The organism is Flammeovirga agarivorans (assembly GCF_012641475.1).
GTDB classification, from domain to species: Bacteria; Bacteroidota; Bacteroidia; order Cytophagales; family Flammeovirgaceae; genus Flammeovirga; species Flammeovirga agarivorans.
Window position 1 is genome coordinate 38,728 of record NZ_JABAIL010000010.1, and the last position, 24,202, is coordinate 62,929.

Here is a 24,202-nt window from a genome sequence, read left to right on the forward strand (position 1 = left end):
AAAGTATTACAAAATGAGAAAACTTGTTGAAGCTTTCGTTAGAAGACCTTTTTATGCTCATATGGCTTTATTGCTTATCACATTATTAGGTGGTATTGCAATCTACAATATGAAAAAAGCTTCTTTCCCATTATTAGAATCAAGAATAATTACTGTTACCGTAGCTTATCAAGGTGCTTCACCAAAAGAAATGGATGAAGGGGTAACTACGCTAATTGAAAACCAGATCAAAGGTATTCCTGGTATAAAGGAAACCACTTCTGTATCTGCAGAAAACCTAGCTACAGTTACTGTTACAACAGAGGCAAAAGCAAATATCGATGAAGTACTTACTGATGTAAAGAACGCAGTAGATGGTATTTCTAACTTCCCTGCCGGTGCTGAAAAACCTGCTGTTTCTAAGAAAAGAGAAACAACAAGTGCTATGTATGTGGACTTGAAAGGTGATGATCTAAGAACATTAAAGCAATATGCTCAACGTATTGAAGATGATTTTCTTGCTTCTGGAAAGATCTCACAAATAGCTATTTCGGGTTACCCTAATACTGAAATCTCTGTAGAAGTAAATGAAGATTTATTACGTAGATATAATATCTCAATTAATGATATCAAGGATGCTATTTCTAATAACAACTTGGATATCACTGGTGGTACAATTAAAAATTCTAGAGAAGAAATTTCTGTACTTGCAAGATACCGTTCTGCAAAAGCTGAAGATATTGAAGATATTGTTGTTCGCTCAACTACAGATGGTAGAGTAATCAAAGTTCGTGATTTAGCAGAGGTTAAATTTCAATTTGAGGATGTTCCTAACGCTGTTTGGAATCAAGGTCAGCGAAATATTTCGATTGCACTTTCGAAATTAAATACTGAAGACCTTCAAGAAATTTCTAAATATGTACATGAATACATTGATGAGTTTAATGAAAAACACGATGATGCAGAGTTGTATGTAAGTTTCGATTTCTTATCAGTAGTAAATACTCGTCTTGATACACTGATTGAAAATGGTTTAATGGGTATTGTCCTTGTGATCATTACACTTTCATTATTCTTAAGTTTTAGACTTTCGTTATGGGTAGCATGGGGTATCCCTAGTTCATTCTTAGGAATGTTTATTTTCGCTTCGCTTATGGGAGTGACCTTAAACATGATCTCCTTGTTCGGTATGATCCTGATTATTGGTATCCTTGTAGATGATGGTATTGTTATCGGCGAAAATATATTTACCCATTATGAGAGAGGTAAGTCTCCTATTAGAGCCGCTATTGATGGTACCATGGAAGTAATTCCTGCCGTTTTAACATCAGTATCTACAACCATTATTGCTTTCTTCCCATTCCTTTTCCTAGAATCAGGATTAGAGATGATGTCTGAAATGGCCTTAGTAGTTATTCTATGTTTAGCATTCTCATTAGTTGAAGGTATGTTCTTACTACCTGCCCATGTTAGTAATCCTAAAGTATTAACACCGAGAAAAGATAAGAGCAAGTTTAATGCTGTCCGAGAAAAACTTGATAAAATCATCTTCTCTTTTAGAGACAAAGTATACGTTCCTGCATTAAGATTCTTATTGGATCACAAATGGTTTGGTATTTCTATTCCAATTGCTGCCATCATAATCACAGCAGGTTTAATTGGAGGTAGAAAAATTGAAATGACTTTCTTCCCAGCACCTCCGGGTGATTTCTTCAATATTGATTTAGCTTTAAAACCAGGTATTCACCAAGACTCTACTAAGGCATATTTAATTCGATATGAAGATGCTGTTTGGGAGGCTAATGAGACATTAAAACAAGAATATGATACTGATTTCAACTTTATCAAATCTTCGTTTGTAAGTATTGGTAATGCATTCAACGGTGCTGAAAGAGGTACACATACAGGACAAGTTTTCGTCATTATGGAGGATCTGACAGACTCTCCTATTGATGCCAGTGCGATTAAATCTAAGATCCATAATATTATTGGTGAGGAACCGACAGCAAGGAAACTCTCAGTGGGTGCCAATAATATGTGGGGTGCTCCAGTATCAATCTCATTACTAGGATATGATTATGATGAAATTGAAGGTGCATCAGAATTCTTAAAAGATAAACTAAACGAACATGCTGCCCTTTACAATGTAATGGACAACAACCAAATTGGTGGACAAGAAATTCGTTTAGAATTAAAACCTAAAGCATATGCACTAGGGTTCACAGAATCATCTCTTATGATGCAGGTTCGTAATGGTTTCTTTGGTGCTGAAGCACAACGTCTGCAAGTCAATAAAGATGAGATTAGAATCTATGTTCGATATAAAAAGGACAACAGAAATACTTTAGGTGACCTTGAAAGAATGCGTATCAGAACAGCAGATGGAATGTATCCATTGTCTCAACTGGCTGATTTCAATGTTACTAGAGGACCTGTTGCTATTAACCATTACAATGGTGAAAAAGAAATTAGAGTAGAGGCCTTCCTATTGAATGCGGGTGATCCTGTAGTTCCTATCATCGAAGACATGGAAAAAGAGGTATTACCTCAATTAAAACAAATGTTCCCTGATGTAAGAACAGAGTATCAAGGTCAGCTTAAATCTTCTAAGGAAGATTCTGAAGAACTAGTAAATACTTACCTAGTGGCTTTCCTTTTGATTATTATGATACTTATGCTTCACTTTAGATCATTTACTCAAGCAATTATGATCTTAATGATGATTCCATTAGGAGTAATTGGTGCGATTTGGGGTCATGGTATTGAAGGGCAGACTATCTCAATGTTCTCAATGTTAGGTATGGTAGCCTTATCGGGTACAATCATTAATGATGCGGTAGTATACCTATCCAAATTCAACCAAGATTTATTGGACGGTTATACATTTGATGATGCCTTAGTTAATGCCGGTAAATCTCGTTTCAGACCAATCTTACTAACGACCTTAACCACAACAATTGGTTTATACCCAATGATCTTAGAGACATCAGTACAATCTCGTTTCTTAGTACCTGTTGCTGTATCATTAGCTTATGGTATTCTGATTGGAACTATGTTCATTCTACTGATCATGCCTGTATTGGTAAAAGTGGTCAACGATATCAGAAGAGGTAAGAAATGGTTATTCACTGGTAAAAAACCATCAAGAGAGGAAGTAGAGAATGTTTTTACTGAAATCGCTGCCGAAAAGGCAATGGAACAAGTAAATGAAGCATTATCAACAGATAAAAATGATCTAGTGTCATCAAATTAATTTGCATTGGGTGGTTGAAAAATACTGCCCAATGTTATAAAAGATACATCAATAATGAGAACTATATATTTAAGTTTGTTGCTTCTTGTTCTTCAAGTCTTTCCTTCATTAGGGCAAGAAAAAGAAGAGGACACAACAACAGCTAAACAACAAATTACTTTAAGTCTTGCTGATGCCATCAGTATGGGACTTGAAAACAACTACGACATTAGAATTGCAGCTCAAAATGTCGAGATCTCAAAAACAAATAACACTTTAGAAAATGCGGGGCTCTACCCAACAGTTTCTACAGATGTAGACTGGAACCACAACTGGTCCCATGCAGCTCAGTCCAACTTAGGTATCTTATCTCCAACGGTAAATTCAAACTTTACTATTTTTAATGGTTTTCAAGTTTGGATTACTAAAGAGCAATTAGAAGAGCTTCAACACTATTCTGAAGGGAATGCTCAAGTAGTGATTGAAAATACCATTAAGGATATTATTGTGGCTTATTTTGAATCCCTTTTAGAACAACAAAGGTTAGATGTAGCCAATCAACTTGCTGAGTTATCTAAAGAAAGATTTGATTACACTGAGACACAAAAATCTTTAGGACAAGCTGTTACTTATGATGTTCTTCAGGCACAAAATGCTTGGCTAGAAGATCGAAGAACAGCATTGGAGCAAAAGAATAAACTTCAGGTGAAACTTCGTGATTTAAACTTTATCATGGGTGTACCAGAACCAGAGCAAGTAATGTATAACCTTACTGAATCATTCGAAGCTGTAGAAAAGGACTATATTCTTGCTGATCTTATTGAAAGAGTGAATGCTGATAACACTACGTTAAAGAATAACTATATCAATCAGATTATCAAACAAAAGGATATTGAGTTAGCTAAGGCTGCATTTTTACCTAGCTTAAAAGGTTCGGCGAATATCAAATATACAGAGAACTATGGTGGAGCTCAGGGTATTCCAAACTTTAACATTGACGGTATCAGTGGTATGGTGGGTGCTACATTATCTATCCCAATATATATGGGTGGAAGTAGAAGAAGAGCGAAACAAATTGCTGTAATCAATACTCAAATTGCTGAGATTGAAACACAACAAATGTCTCATAGTCTGAATAACCAAATGATGCAGGTTTATGACACTTATGTACTACAGAGAGAAATCCTTGAATTAACTGTTGAGCAAGTAAATACTGCACAGTTGAACCTACAAATGTCAACAGAAAGATATAGAACTGGTCAGATCAATTCATTTAACTTAAGAGATGTCCAAATACAATACCTTGATGCTCAAAATTCAAGGTTAACAGCCATCTTTAATCTTATCTCTACAAACACTGAGATAGTTAGGTTAACAGGAGGTATAATTGATGCTTATTCTGAATAGTAAGTGGTCCACACCAATAAAGAAAAAAGGAATAGTTTTTACTCAACTATTCCTTTTTTTATGCGTATAAATAATTAGTGAAGAGTCTTTATATTTATTCTTAAAATTAGAAAACATGAAATATAATCATGATATTTTATAATAAGCTCAAAATTGATTGCTCCTAACACTAATAAATTGTATATTTATCAATAAGACATTTAAAGGCAGTCTTGGATGTACAGGTGCATAGTATGCCAAGTGCTGTTTTAAGCCATTCTATTTTGAATGGCTTTTTTTATTGCTCATTCACAAGGTTCCTAGCCCACTTTCCAGTTCTTTTTCTCCAAAGATATAAACCTAATCTGACGTACTCTTCTATTGATACAATTACATATACCCACTCTAAAGGAAGTTCTAAATAGAAGGCTGCAAACACTCCTAATGGAATTGAAAAAAGCCATGTAGTAAACAGTCCTAACGTTGTGGTAAACTTTGTATCACCTCCACTTCTTAATACTCCTGCGGCAGTGATATAGTTCGTCATCTTGATCGGGAACAAAAAGGCAAAAATGTAACATAATATCTGCGTTAGATCTTTTACCTCAGGAGTCACCTCATATACTTTGATATATAAAGGACTAATCAGTACAACAAATAGTCCCATCAAAATACCTAGAAGGAATGTATTAAAGGAGAGCTTATCACCATATATCTTTGCTTTTCTTATGTTATTCTGCCCCAGCTGATATCCTATTACAATTGAAGCAGCGGAAGCTAAACCTGTAAAGAAACCAAAGAACAGAACTTGCAATGGTATGGTCATTGTCATGGCGGCAATATCTACAGTTCCCATTTGGCCGTAAATCATTGAATAACCTGTTTCTCCTGCAGCCCATGAAATTTCACCCAATACTAATGGTGCGCTCACACTAAGTAATGGCATCAGTGATGATTTGTCCCAATGTAAAATATGCTTCCATCGAACATCTCCCGGAAAACCTTTAGAACGCACAATATAGATTAAAGCAAAGGTCTCAAACCACATAGCAATAATCGTTGCCCAAGCAGCACCTTCCATGCCTAAACCTTCAAAACCTAGTCCTCCAAAGATCAATATATAATTGAGGATTGTGTTCATGACAATCTTCCATAAACTAATCTTTAAAACCAGTTTTGCCTCACCGATAGATCTTAAAGATGAACTATATGCAGCACTTAGCATTACTGCAGGAAAACCTAATGCAATAATTTGTTGATATATCCCTCCTAATGCAATTACTTCTTTATCGGAAGAAAATAAACTTAAGATTTCCGATGGGAAAGCAATACTTAAGAACATCCCAAGTACTGTAACTAGTGTGCCTATTTTTATTAGATCACCCAACAAATAACTGATTTGCTGCTTCTCTCCTTTGCCCCAAAATTGGGCAACAAAAACTCCCGCACCATTGGCTGTTCCTATAAGGGCCACCATAAATATAAATGATAAACGGCTCCCCAAACCAACAGAAGCAATTACGGTTTCACCAAGTTGACCCACCATAATTTGGTCTACCATACTTAGTGCATATTGTAATACACTTTGTAAAGAAATCGGCAATGCAACTTTCCAAACTTCTTGATAAAATGATTTCTGCGATCCTTTCAATTGACTACTATTTAATATGCGGCAAAATTAAAAAGAATGTATCGATACTAAATCTAGTTTTTCAATTATTAAGAGTAGCTTCCAATAATAACCACTGCACTCCAATCAACGTTTTGGCATCATCAATCTCTTTATTGGAATACATTTCTTTTAGCTCTGAAAAAGAATATTTTACAATTCTTATATCTTCTCCTTCTGTAAGCAGTCCACCACCTTCTGCTACTTTCTCTTTCAATTCACTATAAAACATCACTACTTTTTCAGAACATCCTCCTGGCGTAGAATAAAAGGTAGAAATGTATTTTGGAGTTGTAATGCTGTACCCTACTTCCTCTTCTACTTCTCGAATCGCCGCTTGTTCTGCTGTTTCACCATCATCTACCAAACCCGCTACACATTCGGTTAGTACTCCTTTACCATTTCTAATAGTAGGAATTCTTATTTGTTCAACAAACCAGTAATTATCTTCTTCTGGGTGATATAAAAAAATTGCAATTGCATCGTTTCTTTCAACTACCTCTCTCGTTAATATTTCAGATGTTGACCCATCAAATTTAGTATGTTGAAAAGTAACTTTATCTACACTTAAAAAGCCATTGTAAGCTCTTTTTCGGTCAATTACATTAATATTTATCTCCATAATTTTTCAATTCAATAACACAACAGACAATAATTCCTTAAATATTTAAAAATTGGTTCTCAGAAAACATCCTTGATCGTAAAACTCAACGTTTAATAAATGTAAATACTATCTCACATAACCTTAAAAACCATGAAGTTCAAAAGTAAAATAGATATTTATGCTAAACTATTTTGGAGTGTAATTTTCGCTTTAATTTTATTCTCTCTCGCAGTCGTAATTGATAAAGGAAGAGGAGCACCTATAATCTATACCCTTATTCCTATAGTAATTATCGGCCTATCGGCTGCACTTTGCATATGGATTCTATTAACAAGCTACATGAATATATATAAGAGCAATCAACTATTATCATATAAAGCGGGTCCATTAAGTGGAAATATTGATATTAAAACCATAAGAAAAATTAAATTAAATACTCGATTATGGTCAGGTATCAAGATTGGATTGTCATTTAAGAAAGGATTAATTATTTATTATCAGAAATACAATTATATTTATTTTACCCCTAAACAGGAAGATGAATTTTGTACTATGCTAAAGGAGATTAATCCTGATATAGAAATCATCCATTAAAAACATCTAATAACTTATTATTCAAATGAAAAAAATTATAGCAGTACTGTCTGTATTCTTATTGTTTTCCTCGTCTTTGTTCGCTCAAAATCTTCTATTAGACAAAGAATATACCTATAAGATGGATTATAAGGCTTTCAAAAAGCTTTACAAAAAAGAAGAAGACCGTGATAAAAAGAATTTTATCATCTATAATGGTCTAAAAGGATATAAAAAGAACATGGCTAACTATTATGTAGCTTATAAATGTAAGTTCGATTCTCAGAAACGTTTAGTAGGTTTTGATATTGAATTCATTGGTAAGAGCAAAGAAGGCGTAAGAGATGCTTCTGTATCTTATATGCAAGAATTAGTTAGTGCACATGGTTACAAAGAAGTAACTGCCGGTAGCAATAAGATCAATTATAACAAAGATAACTTTTGGTATAAGCAAAAGACTTTAGGTTATGATTACATCGACAAGCGTAAAAAAGCTTGGGTAGCAAAATACCAGATGTCTGTTTATGGACAAGGAAAATAATCTCAAAAAAACACCCCTCACAAATAGAATTGTGAGGGGTATTTTTTTATAGACAAAATCAATTACTGTTTTTGGAATGTTTGTTTCATACATTCATATTCTCTGTCCATATCAGGCTTACAAAACTCGGTACCTTTAAATATTTCATCTGAAGTCTCCTGACGTTTTTGCAAGGTCTCGTCAAGATGTTCTTTTTTCAGTTCTCTTTGCTTACCATCTGGGTTGAATACTGTTAATGTAAGTTCTTTACCCTCTCTAGTAATTTCAACTTTCTCACCAGATTTTACATCTATATCTACAGGCTGGAATAATGCATGATCAAATTTGATTGTCACATCTTTTCCATCCAAAGTATAAATGTATTTTTCAATGCCATTTTTAGTGTAATATACACCATCTAAATAGGCATTTAAGATTTTCTCCTTGTATTCAATTTTATTGATTTTTGATGGGAATCTAGGAGCCAAAACTAAAGTATTTTCAATGGCATTTGGTCTAATACCTAAGAAGTATTGATACCACACTCTCAATTGTTCTGCATTTGACCAAGCTTGCATATACGTACCCGTTAATTTCGGGTAAGTCTCTCCTTTATGTGGGAAAGCATCTGCATTTTCATTCATAGAACCTACAGCACCCATATCTAATGATTGAGCGTTCATGTTCTCAAACAATTGGAAAGCAATATCAGGTTGTCCACTTTCAATCATACGTTGCATAGCGAAACCGTTGTTCCATTGCCAAATAGTACCGTTATGGTATGCCGCATCTTTATGGTAATGTTCCCAAGCCAAGTGATATGGATGGAAATTAGGATCTTCTTGTGATAGAGAAGCTACACCCCAAGGATAAACTAAATGTTCCCAGATTTCTCTTGTCAACTTCATTTTTGCAACATCATCCGTCATGAAGTCCATTGCAAATAATTGGTTGGGTCTAAATTGGAAGTCTGGTTTATCATCATGGTCGATACGGTCTGCCATATAACTATGCTCCTTATCAAAGAAATCATGGTTAAAATTAGCTCTCATTTTTTCAGCTAATTTAGACCAACGCTCACTATCACTCTTATGATTTGTTACTTTGGCAAAATAAGCCGCTGCATTTAATTGTTGATACCATAGTGCTTGAATATCATTTGCAAAGCTACCTCTTGGTGAATACGGCTGATGATCTGGTTCTCTTCTAGCATCCATCCATGTATCAGCATCTTCGTGAGTAAGGTATCCTTTCTTGTTTACCCAGTTCTTAATTGCTCCGTCAACAGAACGTTTTACTGTAGGATAAATCGTTTTAATCAGTTCATTGTCTCCTGAATATTTAATGTAATCCAACATCTGACCAATAAACCTAGGCGTACCATCTGTAGTATGATAATTTAGGGATTCCATTTTCACAATATTTGGAATTCTACCATAGTACTTAGAATTACGTTTGGTGTCTTGAACTTCAGAGAAAGACAATAAGATTTTTTTAGCAACTTCTGTTTCCCCTAGAACTAATGTACCACCAGGCATTGAAATAAAAGTATCTCTACCCCAATACTCATTAAACCAAGGAATACCCGCATAGATGCCATATCCTCTCTGATGAGTTACCAATTCATCCATTGTTAGAGTTAACCACATCAATGCCTTATCAAAGTGAGCATCATCTGTTTTTACATATGTATTTGAAGTAACTAAAGATGTCATACGGTCGGCTCTTAATTGGAACCACTCTCCATGACTAACTCTTGCATCCTTAATCAATTGCATTGCATTCTCTTTTGAGTCTGCTATAGAGATATAGAAACCTCCTCTACCCGATGCTGTTACATTTGCTTCCCCCTCTTTAGTGATAGTTTCTTTATGAGAAGGAGCTACAGCTAGAATCATATCTTTCGCTTCTGAAGAAGTATAATACGTCGCTTCTCCATCTGAACTTTCAGCTTTAATTTGTTCACCTAAAAGAGTCAACTTAGTTCTTTTACCTTTAACATGATCCAATGAAACATAAATCACATCTTGGTCATCAAAAAGGATTAATTTTTCTACAGCTGCCTCTGTAGCTCTTTGTAGATAATGTGGATAAGCAATAACATCTGCATTTGCTCTATCAAAAGCTTTTCCATCAATTTCTATTTGATAATCTGAGAAAATTCTCTTTTGTCCTACATTCCAACCGTCGAACCAATTGTATAATTCACTGTTTAAAACATGACTTTGAGTTTGAAAATAAGCACTTCTTTTATTGGTATATGTTACCACCCTATTTTCCTCTTTGGAAACAGGTACAGCTAGTTCTTTTAATATTTGATCTTTGATAGCTTCTTTGGATACATATTTTTCTTCTGATTCACAGCTTATAAGTAAAGCAAAAACCAGCACACCTAGTATGTAACGAGTGATTTTCATAAAAAGAATTTTTTGATAATTGTTGAATCTATATCCTCTATTGAGACAGCTCTATTCTATTTAGTCAAGGACTAATTAATAAGTCTGCTAAACGTGAGTACTAATATAAATGTTATTACAATGTAAAAAACATAATCATTATCAAATAGGATATTTATCTCTATACTAGGTTATTAACATATTCAACAATTTGTTTGTTATACATTAATCCTAGAAAAACTCAAGAAAGTAAATCACTTATTTTCAGTACAATAAAAATATCGAATTTGATAATTCTGATTCGATAAACTACTAATTGCAATCGGTTGATTCTTCGATTGTTAACAATTGTAGTTTAACAATTAATAAATGTAGAATAAACACAAAATTACTGACCTTTACCATTGACTATATAAATAACCAGTGAAACAATTCACTAACCTTACTACAACTAAATACGATTGTTAAATGAATCAACTTATTACTAAGAACTGGTGGATGATATTAATCTTCCATTTGAGCATTATCGGTCCAATATCAGCTCAGAACCAACTTTTCCTAAAAGGATATACCAATTATCTCCATGGGGATATTATGCCCTACAAGTCTCCACAAGAAGATGCCAACCAAGCCATGCTCGTACGTTGTGAAAACGGAAAAGAAGTGATGGAATGGGAAGCAGAAGCTGTACCTTCTTCTTTTAAGGGGGAGTTTGTTGAATATGGAGTAATTATGGGTGTTGATATTGATAGAGCACAATACAGCTACGATATTTATATCAACGATAAAAAATATTTCACATTTACTGCCCCTGAAGAAAGCATCCTACAAGATGTTATTACAGAAGGTCCAAATCAATCTAAGTTAACTTTTAAAGGAACTATGATTGACGCTTATAGCGATTTATTTGGTTACGGCTTCTTAAAAATCAAAGCAGAAGATTTACCAAAAGACCAACCTATCCGTATGAAAATCGTTGCTCCAACGATTGGTAAATCCAGTTGGATGATGCTTTTTAAATATGGTGTTGATGGCAATGTCAGCTGGAAACAAGAACCTGCCGTAGTAAAATCCTCTAAAGGACCACAACAGCTTTTAAGAACTACCATACTTCATTATGGAAACCCAACGAATGCAGTAATAACTGCAGGAAAACAAAAGGAAAAAGTAACGTTAAATGTAGGTGCCAATGTTTTCAGAATCAAAGTGCCCAAAGTAACTGAAAATACAACCGTTGATGTTGCAGTTAAAGTTGGCAAAAAGGTATTAGATGAAAGAGAGATTACACTTACTCCAGTTAAGCCTTATGACGTTTATCTCTTACACCATTCTCATGTTGACATTGGGTATACTCATACACAAGATGAAGTGGAGAAAATGCAATGGCAAAACTTAGATGATGCTGTTATGATGAGTGAGAAAACAGCCGATTATCCAGAAGATTCTAAGTTTAAATGGTCTGTAGAAGTGATGTGGGCTGTTGAAAGCTACCTTAAAAACACAACTCCTGAGAAAAAAGAAGCATTTCTTAAAGCGGTAAAAAATGGCTCGATTGAACTAGATGGTCTTTATGGAAATATGCTTACAGGCTTATCTAACCCACAGGAGCTAGTCGAGTCTACTTTTGATGCATTACAAGTTTCCGATGAAGTGGGTGTTCCTTTAGAGTCTGCAATGATTACCGACGTACCAGGTTATACATGGGGGTTAGTACCTGTTTTAGCACATTCGGGTGTAAAATATTTATCTGCGGGTACCAACGTATTCCATAGAATCGGCGGAACGATTTCTACCTGGGGTGATCGTCCTTTCTACTGGAGTTCTCTATCTGGAGAAGAAAAAATTATGGTTTGGGTACATGAAAAAGGTTACTCACACTTTCATACTGGTCTAGGTTTTACAGATTTAAAGGTATTATTAACTCCAAAATCTGTCTTTGATTACCTTAACGAATTAAATGATAGAAACTACCCTTATGATATCACAACATTAAGATATACAGTAGGTTCTGATAATGGTCCAGTAGATCAGGGAATTTCAGAGACAGTAAAACAATGGAATGAAACTTATGAAACTCCAAGAGTAGTACTATCAACGACAACAGAATCATTTAAGGCGTTTGAAAAACGTTTTGGAGATGAATTACCTGTAGTAAAGGGAGATTTCACTCCTTATTGGGAAGATGGTGCTGGATCAACTTCCAAAGAAACAACTTTAGTTAGAAATGCTTCTGAAAAGTTATCACAAGCTATGACTTTATTAAGTTTAAATAATAGTGATATTCCTAACGAAACTTTTGAGCAAGCATGGAGATATGTTTTATTATACAATGAACATACTTGGGGAGCTTACAATTCAATTTCAGAACCAGAAGCAGATTTTGTTCATTCTCAATGGGCAGTAAAACAATCTTTTGCCTTAAAAGCGGATAGTATTGCTAGTGAGCTATTGGAACTGGCATTAAATACTAAAAAAGCATCTAGCGGTATTGAGGTTACCAATACGTTGAGTTGGGAAAGATCTAATCTAATTTATTTATCAAAAGAACAATCAAAAAATGGTGATTTAGTCATTGATGAGACTGGGAAAAAACTCCCATCACAAAGATTAAATAATGGAGAATTAGCTGTTTGGATTGAAAATATGCCTGCCTATTCAACAAAATCATTGACTGTAAAAGAAGGAGATGCCTACACAGTAGAGAAACTTATCACAACAAATTCTTCCATTGAGAATAAAGACATCAAATTAAATATTGACCAAGTTAATGGTACTATTGTTTCATTATTTGATAAGAAAAGACAGAAAGAATTAGTTGATAAAAGCACACTTAAAGGACTGAATGATTTTTACTATGTAGCGGGTAGAAATCCTAAGGCTCCACTAACTACAAAAGGAAATATTGAAATTGACATCGTTGAATCGGGAGATCTTCTTACGGTTTTAAAAGTTGCTTCATCAGCTCCTGGTACAGAAGAATGGGTGAGATTCTTTAAGATTAATGCTTACAGTAATGAAATTGAGATTGATAATCAGATCAATAAAAGTAATGTTTATGATCCAGAAGGAGTTCATATTGGTTTCCCATTTAATGTAAAAAATGGAACTGTTAGAATTGATGTTCCTTTTGGAGAATATATTCCGGAAAAAGAACAACTTGATGGTTCTTGTAAAAACTACTTCACTGTACAACGCTATGTAGATGTTTCAAACATAGACCATGGTATCACATGGGCTTCTCCTGATGCTCCAATGATTGAGTTGGGTGAAATTACTACAGATGCATTATCTTATGGTTGGGTTCAAGAAGTAAAACCTACACAGACTATTTATGCTTACCTGATGAATAATTATTGGGAGACAAATTATAAAGCAAGTCAAGAAGGATGGCATTCCTTTAGGTTTGTATTGAAACCACATGGTAGTTATGTTTCTAGTGATGCGAAACGTTTTAGTACTCAAGTTTCTCAGCCATTATTAATTAGTGAAACTCAAAGTGAAAGTTTTGCTGGATTAATCACACCAAAATCAAAGCATATTTTGGTAACGGCATCTAGACCAATGGGTGAAAACAAAGTGTTGGTTACCTTATTAAATGCCTCAGCTGCAGATCATATTTTAGAATGGGAAAAATCGGATAAAGTGAAATCTATTTCTCTTTCTAATATCCATGGAGATCAGCTATCTGAATATTCAGAAAAAGAAAATATTACCGGATGGGGTATTCGTTTCTTACTAATTGAAACAACCAGCAAAGTATCGTCTAAATAATTATTGTTGAATTATTTCACAAAAAAAGCCCATTTAAAGCATTTACTTTAAATGGGCTTTTTTATATGGTTTCTAATCAACTTGAATTATTATAAAGTTACTGTCAGATTTAGAATTTTATAAAAACAACGCTTATATTCCTATTTCAAATTAGAAAAACTATATGATCACTACATCACTTTTAGACTTTCTCTCCGAATTAAAGGAAAACAACCAAAAAGATTGGTTTACTGAACATAAAAAGGAATATCAGGTACATTTGGGAACGATGAAAGAGTTGTTCAATGAACTTCAAGTAAAATTGAATCAAACGGACCAAATTGATGCTCATAAAATCTATAGAATTTATCGCGATGTAAGATTCTCCAAAGATAAAACTCCTTACAAAACATGGTTCTCTGGTTATTTTTCTAGAGTGAAACCACAGTTAAGAGGAGGATATTTTCTACATATCGAAAATAATAATTCTATGGTTGGTGGTGGATTTTATGGCCCCAACAAAGATGATTTAAAAAGAATTCGTCAAGAATTTGAGTTTGGTGCAGACGAGATGAGAGGAATCATTAATGATCCTGTATTCGTAAAGAACTTTGGGACACTACAAGGTGATGAAGTAAAAACAGCTCCAAAAGGTTTTAGTAAAGAAGATCCTGCAATAGACCTTATTCGTAAGAAACAGTTTATCGCGATTAGAAAATTCTCTAACGAAGAAGTTTTATCACCTACATTCCAAGATGAAATTATTTCTACATTCCTAGCTTTAAGACCATTCTTCGATTATATGACGGATGTTTTAACGACAGATTTAAATGGGGAAAGCGTGATGTAACGGGTAAATACTACTACTCATAAAAAATTTAAGCCGATAGCTTTCACTATCGGCCTTTTTATTTAATAAATTTCTTCTGCCAATTCTTGCTCTTCTATGTCAAGCATGGCATTAAGTGCTGCGATATTTGCAACATGTGAAGCGTTTGTCTGATTCTCTTTGAAAGTAGTCTGCATTTCTTTTACAGCTCTTTGAAGTTTAACCAAATTATCCTGACGACGCATTATTCTTTGGTTTAAGAGATCATAATAAGCTTTATTCATGGTAGAACGATTTGTTGTTGTAGTAGATTCAGTTACAGTAGTAGTCAAATCGTTGTGTTCGTTACCATTTAAAAAATGTTTAATTGCTCTGATAATTTTCATTCTTCGATGGATCTTAGAATTATAACAATTCCTTTAATAAGTAGAAAAATTTAGTGATGCTTTGTAATCAAAAGGAATAATTTTTTTTGGTCTCCTCCAAATATTTCTTCACTTAACACTGTGCAAAATACCATAATTGCTAATTTTATTGAAATAATCCAACAACTAATAACGGATAATTCATATTCTTTACCACCACTCTATTAAATCAGTAGATTTATAATGTTAAATTAATTCTTGAAATAATCACATAAACTACTGAATAATATAAACTTACAGCGATATTCCTGTATAAAACTATGTTTCACTACTACAATTCAATAAGGATCGCAACCTGTTGCTACTACTCTTAAAAAGTTCCCTATATATAGATATAACAATTTTCAAAAACCAAACTGAAAAATGATTAAAGGTATACTTAAGTATGAGTGATAGTTATTACATTTGTGGAACTTTGAATACAAACAAAATAGGAATGGCAGAACTAGAATGGAAAACTGAGAAAGAATACGAGGAAATCACCTTTAAGTCATTAAATGGTGTAGCTAGAATCGCATTCAATAGACCGGAATGTAGAAATGCATTTACTCCAAAGACTGTAGATGAATTATGGGAAGCTTTAATTATTTGTCATGAGAGCCAAGAAATTGGTGTAGTACTTATTACAGGTGAAGGTCCTTCTGAAAAAGACGGTGGATGGGCATTCTGTTCTGGTGGAGACCAACGCGTTAGATCAAATACAGGATATAAAGGTTCTAACGGCATCAATAGATTTAATATTCTTGATGTACAACGTCAGATCCGTTTTATGAATAAAGTTGTTATCGCTGTAGTTCCAGGATGGGCTGTAGGTGGTGGTCATAGTTTACATGTAGTTTGTGACATGACTATTGCAAGTAAAGAACATGCGAAGTTTAAGCAAACAGATGCTGATGTTGCTAGTTTTGATGGTGGTTTCGGTTCCGCTTACCTAGCACGTCAGGTAGGACAAAAAAGAGCAAGAGAGATTTTCTTCTTAGGAGCTGAGTACTCTGCCCAAGAGGCCTATGAAATGGGTATGGTAAATAAAGTTGTACCTCATGAAGAATTAGAACAAGTAGCATACGATTGGGCACAAGAAATTATGACAAAGAGCCCTACGGCAATTAAAATGCTTAAGTTTGGTTTCAACTTAATCGATGATGGATTAGTAGGCCAACAAGTATATGCTGGTGAGGCTACGCGATTAGCTTATGGTACGGAAGAAGCTGTTGAAGGAAGAAATGCTTTCTTAGAAAAGAGAAAACGAGACTTCTCAACTTTCCCTAAGTTTCCATGATATAATAGTATTGATATAACACAAAAAAGGGCGTTAATTGATTGGTCAATTAACGCCCTTTTTTTATTGAAAGAATATTTTATTTGGAATATAAACCTTCTCTTTTGAATGCTTTAAAGGTATTCTTACTAATATTTTTGTCTGTGAACACTTCAAAGATACTGACGTTCTCCAATTCATTTAGGAAACTATCATATGAGAAATAAAACTCCTCTCTAGAATTTGCTTCCCAATATTTACATTGAAACTCTTCTGCTAAGAATTTGGCTGATGTTCTTTGATGAGTTTCGAAGTATTCTTCTAATTCTGGTTGTCTCGTAGGGCCATCGATCATCCTAAAAATTACTCCTCCTTGGTTATTTAATAACACCACTTTAAGGTTTTTAGGTAAATAGTTATTCCAGAAAGCATTTCTATCGTAAAAGAATGCCAGATCTCCAGTCAATAGGAAGTGTGTTCTGTCTGGATCTGATATAGCATGTCCGATAGCAGTAGAAGTACTTCCATCTATACCACTTGTTCCTCGATTGGCATAAACATCAACATCATCTCGTTCTAACCCTAAAAAGTTAGCATACCTTACTGACATACTATTTGCCAAATGCAGTACTGAATTTTCTGGTAGTTCCGATAATAAATGGTTGACTACCTCCAACTCAGAAAAAGTAAGTAGTTCAAAGAAATCGATTCTATTGGCTTTTACCTTTTCATCTGCACTTTTCCATTCTTCTAAATACTCTTCATCAAACTCTAATTCAGATAGTTGATCAAAAAAAGCATCTGGAGTTGAACGGACAACTGTAGATAAAGCCATAAAAGGATCTGGAACCTCTCCTCCTTCTTGAAGATGTATATGGTATTTTGGTGGATTCTTTCTTAAGAAGAGCTTTAAGTTTTTAGAAATTACAGACATCCCAAAAGTGATTAACACATCGGGCTGTAGTGCTTCAATACATTCTGCCTTAAGAAAAACATCTTGATGAATTATTGCCGAAGTAGCATTTCCATAATTGGAAATAATATCAGATACTACAGGAATATTTAATTGATTAAAACTCTCTACTATTGAGTCTTCTCTTTGTCCTTGCCCTGCCACAATAAGAATCTTCTTAACCGACTGTACTATTGGAAGTATTTCTTCTTCCCAAGTATCCTGATCAAGGTAAGTTTCAGATTTTATTACCTTAACAGCTTTAGCATTCTCCGAATCATAGACAAACTCCTCACCTTCCTCAGGATAAAAAGGTTCTCTTAGAGGCCAATTAATTTGTATAGGGCCTTGAGGATAATCAAGTGCTTTTTGTAAAGCCTCAGCGCCTATCCTTCTTCTATACCATTTTGCTTCATCATGAGTTAAATCGACTGGCATTTGGAATGACTTTTTAACATGTCCCCCAAATATATTTTGTTGTCGAATAGTTTGTCCATCCCATTGATCTATCCATTCTGTTGGACGATCGGCGGTGAGTACAATAAGTGGAATACGTTGATAAAAAGCTTCTGCCACTGCTGGAGCATAATCCAATGCTGCAGTTCCAGATGTACATGCTATAACAACGGGAGAATTAGTTTGCTGTGCTATACCCAGTGCAATAAATGCAGCTGATCTTTCATCACTAACGGTTCTAGTTTTTATATGAGGGTGACGAACAAATGCCAATGCCAATGGAGCGACACGAGACCCTGGCGATAATACCACTTCTCTAACACCCATTTGGTAAACTTGTTCTACAAATTGTCCGACTTCAACTAATAAATCCTTTCGGTGTTGACTCATTTTAAAGTTGTCTAGAGTTAGATCTTACGTTCTACAACGTAAGTGATTAATTGGTGTAAAGCTGCTTTATATTCAGAATCTGGAAGTTCATCCAAGATATCTCTACCTTGTTTGATGTATTCATGCATTGTTTTTTCTGCATACTCTAAACCACCAGAAGACTTTACAAACTCTATAATCTCTCGTACAACCTTTTGGTTTGTATTCTGAGTTTTAATTTTGAAAATAATCTCTTTTTTCTTTAACCAAGTAGCATTATTTAATGCGTAGATTAAAGGCAAGGTCATTTTCTTTTCTTTAATATCAATACCTAATGGTTTACCGATTTCATCAGTACCATAATCAAAAAGATCATCTTTAATTTGGAAAGCGATACCAATCTTCTCTCCCATTTTATGCATCTTTTTGATCACTTCTTCTGAAGCTCCTGATGATGAAGCACCAACAGCTGTACAAGCAGCAATCAATGTTGCTGTTTTCTGACGAATAATTTCGAAGTAAACATCCTCTGTAATATCTAATCGGCGAGCCTTTTCAATTTGCATCAGCTCACCTTCAGACATTTCTTTTACTGCAGTAGAAACAAAACGTAGTAGATCAAAATCGCTATTATCCACAGAAAGTAATAACCCTCTAGATAAAAGGTAATCACCTACTAATACAGCAGTTTTATTTTTCCATAGTGCTTTAATTGAGAAGAATCCACGACGATAATCTGCATCATCAACAACGTCGTCATGTACTAGTGTGGCAGTATGTAGTAATTCGATTAGAGCTGCTCCTCTGTAAGTTTGGTCTTGAACTTCACCAGTTGCACCTGCGGTAAGAAACACCATAATTGGACGCATCTGCTTACCTTTGCTTTTCACAATGTAGCTCATAATTCTATCAAGAAGTGCCACATCAGATTTCATATACTGACGGAACTTCTTTTCAAATTTGAGCATATGCTCTTGCACAGGACGCTGGAAGTCGTGTATTTTTTTTGACATATCCTCTATCTTGCTATCGGAACGTAGGCTACTTTTTTCGTTTCGAAGAAATCTTCTTCAAACATATCCGACATATCCATTAGCTTATATTTTTTCTTGTTAAGCTTTGAGAATTCTTCCGTTAGATCACCACCTTTTAAGCAGATAATTCCATTATTCCACTCATGACCTTGTTGGTGGGAAACCTTTGTTCTAACCCAACGATATAAAACGTCGATTCTAGTTACTGCTCTAGAAACTACAAAGTCATATTCGCCATCCACTTTTTCTGCTCTTACCTGTTCTGCTACAACATTAGTTAACCCAACTGCTTTTGCAATTTCGTTCACTACGTTGATTTTTTTCCCAATAGAATCAACAAGGTGGAATTTCACTTTTGGGAACATAATCGCTAAAGGTATACCAGGGAAACCTCCACCAGTACCTACATCCAAAATTTCACTTCCTGGCTTAAATTGGATCACATTTGCAATACTTAATGAATGTAGTATGTGACGTTCATATAAGTTTTCAATGTCTTTTCTAGAAATTACATTTACTTTCTCATTCCACTCCGCATATAAATCTTGAAGTTGTGAGAATTGATGTTTTTGTACATCTGTTAAATCTGGAAAATACTTTAATAAGATATCAATATTAGCCATTCTATGAAGTATCTTTTTTTCTGCCTTAGTGATTACTTTTATTACTAAATATTTAAGGAAGATGTTTTCACATCTCTTTTTCTCAAATATCTTCCAAAACTAATATTTTTAACTGATGTACCCCTAACTTTTTCCAATTCCTTTAAATACATTTTCTATTTTTTTCAGATTAAGGATCATATTCTTCCTATTTTCCTTGAAATAATACTACAATGTCAGATTCTTCTTAGAATATCTACTCAAATCTAATTTTACTTCTTTCCGTTACAATGTCACTTTGATTAATCATATTTTCGTTCGAGTTCTCCATATATTCCTATTCTAATAAAATTAGATTTTTTTCATTTTTAGTATTTTCATTACGTCTACCTGTACATTTAGAATGAACAAAAAAAGACGGAGCGGTGTAATAAGGGCAAACAATTACTCGAATTAATGACCTATTGTATATGACCAACTTTACCACAGATATAAATAGCAGAACAGGAGTAATGACTATCAGAATGCGTGGATTTTTCCAACCAACAAAATTCACTGAGTTCTTAGAAGAGTCTTTAAAAAGTGTTCAATCCAAAAAACCTAAAATTGTTGTATTAGACGCAAGGTTTATTGAATCAGGTTGGATGAGTTCTAACCCTTGGATTGTAAGCTGGTTTTTACCAAAACTTGACCTATTAAAAGTAAAAAACTTTGGAATTATCATTGAAGATGAATGTGACCCTTTTACCCGTTTCTCTGTAATTAACTTAGAAAATCTATTAGAAAACGAACCAAGTATAGCATTAAAAATATTTGAAACACCAGAGGAAGCAACTGTTTGGCAGAGAAATGCATCGAAGGTTGCATAAAAAGAAATTGAGTCATTAATAATTTTGGGTGGTTTGTTCACAGTTGCAAAAAACAGCTGTAAGGGATCTTCGGTCGGAGATCCCATTTTTTTTGTCTATTTTTGGCTACTCAACCATCTATCAAAATCAAACAAATGAAGAGTACGCCTACTGAGAAACTGATATTAGGAATTGACCCCGGAACGCAAGAAATGGGATATGGACTTATATTGGCTAAGGGTTCAAAACTTAGTTTGGTACAGTATGGTGTGATCCACTTGAAAAAATATGCTAACCATGCGATAAAACTTAGAAAAATCCATGAACGCATCATTAGTATTCTTGATGAATATGCACCTGATGAAGTAGCATTAGAAGCTCCTTTTGTTGGTCAGAATATTCAATCTGCTTTAAAACTTGGTAGAGCTCAAGGAGTTGCCATGTCGGCAGCACTTATTCGAGATATTCCTATTACAGAGTATGCTCCTAAAAAAGTAAAAGCTGCTGTAACCGGAAATGGCAATGCCTCTAAAGAACAAGTGGCCAATATGCTTATGAGTATGTTGAAATTTAAGATAGATGACAATACGCTACTAGATGCTACTGATGCATTAGGTGTAGCTGTCTGCCATGCGTATCAGAAAGGAAACAATATCAATAAAGCGAAATCATGGAATGCTTTTTTAAAAGAAAACCCCAATCGAATCTCAAAAATAAAAAAGCCCCGATAAATCAACTTATCGAGGCCATTGCTTTATACGTTTAATATTTCATCGATGGATGAAAAATCTATTGTTGTTGACCTTGGTCTTGTAGGTTTAAAACCAATAACAAGAATATCATCCGTCTGTTTGTGTTCTGCACCCATCCATTCATCAATTTTCATTGCAATCAATGACTTTTGCTCATACATTGGTTTTTTAGCAATATCAGTCATAAGGTTTCTAAACGATTTCTTGTAGAATTTACGTCCTTCTTCTCCCCCAAACTGATCTTGGTAACCATCTGAAGACATATAGAATGAAAGTATTTCAGGAGAATTATTAAGATCAATCACATGTTCTTTAAAAGGTTCATATTGTTTCTTTTTGAACAGGTGACCTCCGATAGATTGTTTGTTTCCATCGATAGTCTCAATCGTATTTACTTCTTCAGATTCTTTCACTACATATAGAGGGTGATGTGCTCCAGCAAACTTCAACTCATTTGTTCTCTTATTGATGACACACATACCGATATCCATGCCGTCCTTATTATTCACTCTATCCTGTTTCAAGACAATACGAATACGAACATGTAGCTCATCCAACAATTTGCCAGGTGAAACTATTTCTTGTGTATTGATAAGGTTTGATAGGATTTCCCTACCTAAAATCGACATAAAAGCACCAGGAACTCCATGCCCTGTACAGTCTGCTACAGCCATATAAGTAAGGTCTCCTTTTTCTTCAAACCAATAAAAATCACCACTTACAATATCTTTAGGTCTATAGAATACAAAAGCATCGTCAAACCTAGATCGTATTAAAGATATATTGGGCAACAAGGCCTGTTGGATTCTTTTGGCATATTGAATACTACTTGTTTGTTGTTGGTTTTTCACCTCTAGCTCTTCAAGGGCACCTTCAAGTAATGCATTCTTCTCCATTAATTGATTCCTGTGATCATGAAGCTGAACGGTCTTTCTATCCACCAATTCTTCCATATTCTGATAGTTAATTGCCGTATCTAATGCATTTACTGCATATACTACAATACTACCCAACATATTGATCTGTACATCTGAAAATGCATTAACATCTTCACTATGCACTGCTAAAACACCAATTTTACTTGATGAAGAAATCAAAGGAAGATAAATTAATGAGCTAATTTTTTCAGTCGTTAATACTGGTAAGAAGTGTTTCAACTCATTAGAATTCATATAATCATTAGAAATGATCGGTTCCTGACGTTCGAAACACTGTACTCCTAAATGTGTAGATTCTGAAAGATTTCTTGAGAAAGCCATCTTCTCACCACTTGCACTAAAGCCTTGATAATGCATAATACCATCTTGATGAATACCAATTAGGAAAGAGCTAAAATCAAGTGTATTCAGTAAAGAGTGATAGAACTCTTGAATAATACCTTCTACTTTCAAGTGTCTACTTAATTTAGATCCAATCTGACGAATCTGATCAATCTTTTCGTATGTCTCCGTAAGTTCAACTTGCTGTTCCTCTATCTCAGTTCTTCTTTCATTCATTTTATTAATCATGAAATTGAAATCATCTGATAGATCACCTAGTTCGTCTTTAGTTTTAATAGTATATAGCTCTCCTTGGAAGTCTTCTTCTACAATTTTTTGTATAGATTTCGAAAGTAAATTAATTGGCTTTCCTAATCTGCTTAATAAATAGAAAAGTAATAGTGCATTTACTGTTAGGATCGTTAGAGCAAAAGAGATTAAGACCACAATGTTTAACCTTTTCCAATATTGATCATATTCTTTAATCACTTCATTGATATTCACTAGCTGATCTTCTACTCTAGCTAACTGATCGTTCAGGTTATCTTTAATTCCTGTTTTACCATAAAAGCCTAGTTGTTCATCCAATGATACTAATTTCAAGAAGTTCGTTTTGTATTTCTCCAAAGCACCAATAATGAATACTTTTCCATATTTATCTCTAACAGTTCTATTGATATCACTTTTTAAATCGTCAAGAACATCTACTAATTTAGACACATAACGCTTATCCTTTCTTAGAATATAATCTTTCTCATGTCTTCTTAGAGATAGAATCTTTACTTGATCTAAATCATAGCCTGAATTCATTACACTATAAATAGATCTACGCATTTCACCTTCCGTACCATAACTTTTGAAGCCTCGCTCCAATTGCACATGGATCAAAGTATCGAAACTTTCTCTGTAAACAGCTAATGATTTCTCTAATTCTCTAAGGCTAGGAATGATGTCTGCATCTTGCACATAAGAATTCACATACATCTTCTCTAATCTTTCGTCAATTGCTTCAAGTGCTTCTTTATGACTAGTGATGTACCTGTTCTTTTTAGACTCATAAAATTTAGGGTTGATCGTTTCTGTCAATAAAAATGACTTTTGATCCGATTTTACTTCTTGAATTTTAGAAGTCATCCAACTTAAATCCGTTGATACTTGCTCTGCATTGATTGTAATATTTCTAATTGAAGCATACACTACAAACAATAAAAAGATAATAACAATGTTTGCCGCAAAAGACCAAATCAGTCTAGTTTTGATACTTTTTGCTTGTCGTTTTTGAGGAGTAAGTTTCATATAGCTAGTATGA

Annotated in this window: 17 protein-coding genes; 9 read left to right on the forward strand and 8 right to left on the reverse strand. The window is 34.2% G+C overall.

Features of this window, described 5'->3' with window-relative positions; all coding sequences use genetic code 11:
- The first annotated feature begins 13 nt into the window (after nucleotides 1-13).
- The gene (locus HGP29_RS23175; RefSeq protein WP_168884839.1) at nucleotides 14-3,232 is read left to right on the forward strand and encodes an efflux RND transporter permease subunit; all 3,219 of its coding nucleotides are present in this window, start codon (nucleotides 14-16) and stop codon (nucleotides 3,230-3,232) included.
- 54 nt (nucleotides 3,233-3,286) lie between these two features.
- Entirely contained in the window at nucleotides 3,287-4,618 is a 1,332-nt protein-coding gene (locus HGP29_RS23180) for a TolC family protein (RefSeq protein ID WP_168884840.1), read from the forward strand.
- Between the two features lie 277 nt (nucleotides 4,619-4,895).
- On the opposite strand, the gene HGP29_RS23185 is transcribed toward HGP29_RS23180, so the two are convergent.
- Together HGP29_RS23185 and HGP29_RS23190 are read right to left on the reverse strand one after the other, a co-directional pair.
- Nucleotides 4,896-6,248: an MATE family efflux transporter gene (locus tag HGP29_RS23185; protein WP_168884841.1), complete on the reverse strand. Its 1,353-nt coding sequence runs from the start codon at nucleotides 6,246-6,248 to the stop codon at nucleotides 4,896-4,898.
- Between the two features lie 61 nt (nucleotides 6,249-6,309).
- Nucleotides 6,310-6,888, reverse strand: coding sequence for an NUDIX domain-containing protein (locus HGP29_RS23190; RefSeq protein ID WP_168884842.1), 579 nt, complete (start codon nucleotides 6,886-6,888; stop codon nucleotides 6,310-6,312).
- 132 nt (nucleotides 6,889-7,020) lie between these two features.
- On the opposite strand from HGP29_RS23190, the gene HGP29_RS23195 reads away from it, so the two are divergent.
- Complete coding sequence (locus tag HGP29_RS23195) at nucleotides 7,021-7,464, forward strand: PH domain-containing protein (protein ID WP_168884843.1); 444 nt, start codon at nucleotides 7,021-7,023, stop codon at nucleotides 7,462-7,464.
- 25 nt (nucleotides 7,465-7,489) lie between these two features.
- Complete coding sequence (locus tag HGP29_RS23200) at nucleotides 7,490-7,984, forward strand: hypothetical protein (protein ID WP_168884844.1); 495 nt, start codon at nucleotides 7,490-7,492, stop codon at nucleotides 7,982-7,984.
- Between the two features lie 62 nt (nucleotides 7,985-8,046).
- Here HGP29_RS23200 and HGP29_RS23205 read toward each other — a convergent pair whose 3' ends face one another.
- On the reverse strand, nucleotides 8,047-10,380 hold the full coding sequence (locus HGP29_RS23205; protein ID WP_168884845.1) for an amylo-alpha-1,6-glucosidase: 2,334 nt from the start codon (nucleotides 10,378-10,380) through the stop codon (nucleotides 8,047-8,049).
- 447 nt (nucleotides 10,381-10,827) lie between these two features.
- Between HGP29_RS23205 and HGP29_RS23210 the strand changes: the two genes are divergently transcribed.
- Both HGP29_RS23210 and HGP29_RS23215 read left to right on the forward strand, forming a co-directional pair.
- Nucleotides 10,828-14,130 carry a glycoside hydrolase family 38 N-terminal domain-containing protein gene (locus HGP29_RS23210; protein ID WP_168884846.1) on the forward strand — a complete coding sequence of 1,101 codons (3,303 nt, stop codon included), beginning with the start codon at nucleotides 10,828-10,830 and terminating at the stop codon, nucleotides 14,128-14,130.
- Between the two features lie 163 nt (nucleotides 14,131-14,293).
- A complete protein-coding gene (locus tag HGP29_RS23215; protein ID WP_168884847.1) occupies nucleotides 14,294-14,959 on the forward strand; it encodes a DUF2461 domain-containing protein in 666 nt (221 codons plus the stop codon).
- A gap of 62 nt (nucleotides 14,960-15,021) precedes the next feature.
- Here the strand turns inward: HGP29_RS23215 and HGP29_RS23220 are convergent, their stop codons facing one another.
- A complete protein-coding gene (locus HGP29_RS23220) occupies nucleotides 15,022-15,324 on the reverse strand; it encodes a hypothetical protein (protein WP_168884848.1) in 303 nt (100 codons plus the stop codon).
- A gap of 475 nt (nucleotides 15,325-15,799) precedes the next feature.
- On the opposite strand from HGP29_RS23220, the gene HGP29_RS23225 reads away from it, so the two are divergent.
- On the forward strand, nucleotides 15,800-16,642 hold the full coding sequence (locus HGP29_RS23225) for a 1,4-dihydroxy-2-naphthoyl-CoA synthase (RefSeq protein WP_168884849.1): 843 nt from the start codon (nucleotides 15,800-15,802) through the stop codon (nucleotides 16,640-16,642).
- A gap of 79 nt (nucleotides 16,643-16,721) precedes the next feature.
- On the opposite strand, the gene menD is transcribed toward HGP29_RS23225, so the two are convergent.
- Genes menD through rsmG form a run of 3 tightly spaced genes read right to left on the reverse strand, consistent with a single transcriptional unit; the run spans nucleotide 16,722 to nucleotide 20,055 of the window.
- The gene (gene menD / locus HGP29_RS23230; RefSeq protein ID WP_168884850.1) at nucleotides 16,722-18,419 is read right to left on the reverse strand and encodes a 2-succinyl-5-enolpyruvyl-6-hydroxy-3-cyclohexene-1-carboxylic-acid synthase; all 1,698 of its coding nucleotides are present in this window, start codon (nucleotides 18,417-18,419) and stop codon (nucleotides 16,722-16,724) included.
- A 17-nt stretch (nucleotides 18,420-18,436) separates the two neighbouring features.
- A complete protein-coding gene (locus HGP29_RS23235) occupies nucleotides 18,437-19,411 on the reverse strand; it encodes a polyprenyl synthetase family protein (protein WP_168884851.1) in 975 nt (324 codons plus the stop codon).
- A 5-nt stretch (nucleotides 19,412-19,416) separates the two neighbouring features.
- Complete coding sequence (gene rsmG, locus HGP29_RS23240) at nucleotides 19,417-20,055, reverse strand: 16S rRNA (guanine(527)-N(7))-methyltransferase RsmG (protein ID WP_168884852.1); 639 nt, start codon at nucleotides 20,053-20,055, stop codon at nucleotides 19,417-19,419.
- Between the two features lie 449 nt (nucleotides 20,056-20,504).
- Between rsmG and HGP29_RS23245 the strand changes: the two genes are divergently transcribed.
- Complete coding sequence (locus tag HGP29_RS23245; RefSeq protein WP_168884853.1) at nucleotides 20,505-20,903, forward strand: hypothetical protein; 399 nt, start codon at nucleotides 20,505-20,507, stop codon at nucleotides 20,901-20,903.
- A 134-nt stretch (nucleotides 20,904-21,037) separates the two neighbouring features.
- Complete coding sequence (gene ruvC / locus HGP29_RS23250; protein WP_168884854.1) at nucleotides 21,038-21,613, forward strand: crossover junction endodeoxyribonuclease RuvC; 576 nt, start codon at nucleotides 21,038-21,040, stop codon at nucleotides 21,611-21,613.
- A gap of 23 nt (nucleotides 21,614-21,636) precedes the next feature.
- Here the strand turns inward: ruvC and HGP29_RS23255 are convergent, their stop codons facing one another.
- Nucleotides 21,637-24,189, reverse strand: a complete 2,553-nt coding sequence (locus HGP29_RS23255; RefSeq protein WP_168884855.1) for a SpoIIE family protein phosphatase — start codon at nucleotides 24,187-24,189, stop codon at nucleotides 21,637-21,639.
- Nucleotides 24,190-24,202 lie beyond the last annotated feature (13 nt).

Coding starts and splice junctions, on each gene's coding strand:
- HGP29_RS23175 (WP_168884839.1), top strand. CDS start 14: ATGAGAAAACTTGTTGAAGCTTTCGTTAGAAGACCTTTTTATGCTCAT.
- HGP29_RS23180 (WP_168884840.1), top strand. CDS start 3,287: ATGAGAACTATATATTTAAGTTTGTTGCTTCTTGTTCTTCAAGTCTTT.
- HGP29_RS23190 (WP_168884842.1), bottom strand. CDS start 6,888: ATGGAGATAAATATTAATGTAATTGACCGAAAAAGAGCTTACAATGGC.
- HGP29_RS23195 (WP_168884843.1), top strand. CDS start 7,021: ATGAAGTTCAAAAGTAAAATAGATATTTATGCTAAACTATTTTGGAGT.
- HGP29_RS23200 (WP_168884844.1), top strand. CDS start 7,490: ATGAAAAAAATTATAGCAGTACTGTCTGTATTCTTATTGTTTTCCTCG.
- HGP29_RS23205 (WP_168884845.1), bottom strand. CDS start 10,380: ATGAAAATCACTCGTTACATACTAGGTGTGCTGGTTTTTGCTTTACTT.
- HGP29_RS23210 (WP_168884846.1), top strand. CDS start 10,828: ATGAATCAACTTATTACTAAGAACTGGTGGATGATATTAATCTTCCAT.
- HGP29_RS23215 (WP_168884847.1), top strand. CDS start 14,294: ATGATCACTACATCACTTTTAGACTTTCTCTCCGAATTAAAGGAAAAC.
- HGP29_RS23220 (WP_168884848.1), bottom strand. CDS start 15,324: ATGAAAATTATCAGAGCAATTAAACATTTTTTAAATGGTAACGAACAC.
- HGP29_RS23225 (WP_168884849.1), top strand. CDS start 15,800: ATGGCAGAACTAGAATGGAAAACTGAGAAAGAATACGAGGAAATCACC.
- menD (WP_168884850.1), bottom strand. CDS start 18,419: ATGAGTCAACACCGAAAGGATTTATTAGTTGAAGTCGGACAATTTGTA.
- HGP29_RS23235 (WP_168884851.1), bottom strand. CDS start 19,411: ATGTCAAAAAAAATACACGACTTCCAGCGTCCTGTGCAAGAGCATATG.
- rsmG (WP_168884852.1), bottom strand. CDS start 20,055: ATGGCTAATATTGATATCTTATTAAAGTATTTTCCAGATTTAACAGAT.
- HGP29_RS23245 (WP_168884853.1), top strand. CDS start 20,505: ATGACCAACTTTACCACAGATATAAATAGCAGAACAGGAGTAATGACT.
- ruvC (WP_168884854.1), top strand. CDS start 21,038: ATGAAGAGTACGCCTACTGAGAAACTGATATTAGGAATTGACCCCGGA.
- HGP29_RS23255 (WP_168884855.1), bottom strand. CDS start 24,189: ATGAAACTTACTCCTCAAAAACGACAAGCAAAAAGTATCAAAACTAGA.